Source organism: Microbispora sp. CL1-1, assembly GCF_012034195.1.
In the GTDB taxonomy this organism is placed as follows: Bacteria; Actinomycetota; Actinomycetes; order Streptosporangiales; family Streptosporangiaceae; genus Microbispora.
On the sequence record NZ_JAATEK010000143.1, the window covers coordinates 1 to 982 of the forward strand.

General features: G+C 71.6%; 1 protein-coding gene. It reads left to right on the plus strand.

Going from position 1 to position 982, the window contains the following annotated elements; genetic code table 11:
* Positions 1-982, plus strand: a 982-nt coding sequence (locus tag HCK04_RS40335; RefSeq protein ID WP_168066702.1) for a hypothetical protein, incomplete at both ends; no start/stop codon positions are given.

A 982-nucleotide genomic window follows, 5' to 3' on the forward strand; every position in this document is an offset into this window, starting at 1 on the left:
CGCAGGGCGCCCCCGCCCTGCTCGCCGCACTGGCCGTTCTGCGGGCTGTCGGCACCCTCTTGGTCGCCATGGTCGCCGTGGCGGCGTTCGCCGTCCCGGCCGGTGCCGACACCACCTGGTCGGTCGTCCCCGCCAACGCCGACGGCCCCGACGGCCGCACCGCCATCGACATCGAACTGCCCGCCGGGCAACAGGTCACCGAACACATCGCCGTCATCAACCGCTCCACCCAACCCGTCGACTTCGCCATCGACGCAGGCGACGGCTACCTCACCACCAAGGGCTACTTCGACATGCGGCCCCCCGAGGCCACCCCCGTCGACGGCGGCGCCTGGATCACCGTCCCCGAAAAAGTCACCATCGCCGCCGGAGCCACCACCGTCGTCCCCATCACCGTGGCCATCCCCCAAAACGCCACCCCCGGCGACCACCCCGCCGGCGTCACCGCCTCCGTCGACGCCGTCTCCGGCCAGGTCCGCGTCCACAACCGCGTCGGCGTCCGCGTCAACATCCGCGTCACCGGCACCTTCGCCGCCAAAATCGCCGTCAGCAACATACAGACCGCCTACACCTGGTCCTGGAACCCCTTCGCCCCCGGCACCGTCGAAGTCACCTACACCCTCGCCAACACCGGCAACGTCCGCCTGGCCCCCGACAGCCGCATCCAGACCTCCACCCTCGCCGGCGACAACACCTGGGACGACACCTCCGAAGCCAGAGCCCGCGAAATCATGCCCGGCGGCAGCCGCACCTTCACCGCCCGCATCACCGGCACCTGGCCCCTGGGACCCATCGGCACCACCATCTGGGCCATCCCCTCCCCCGCAGGCAAACCCCTGCCCGGCGTCACCGCCGAACGCGTCGCCATCGACACCACCATCTGGGCCATCCCCTGGCCCCAGCTCACCCTCCTCGCCCTGCTCGCCCTCGCCGTCCTCGCCCTCCGCCTCACCAGCACCCGGCGCCGCCGCCGCATCGAAAA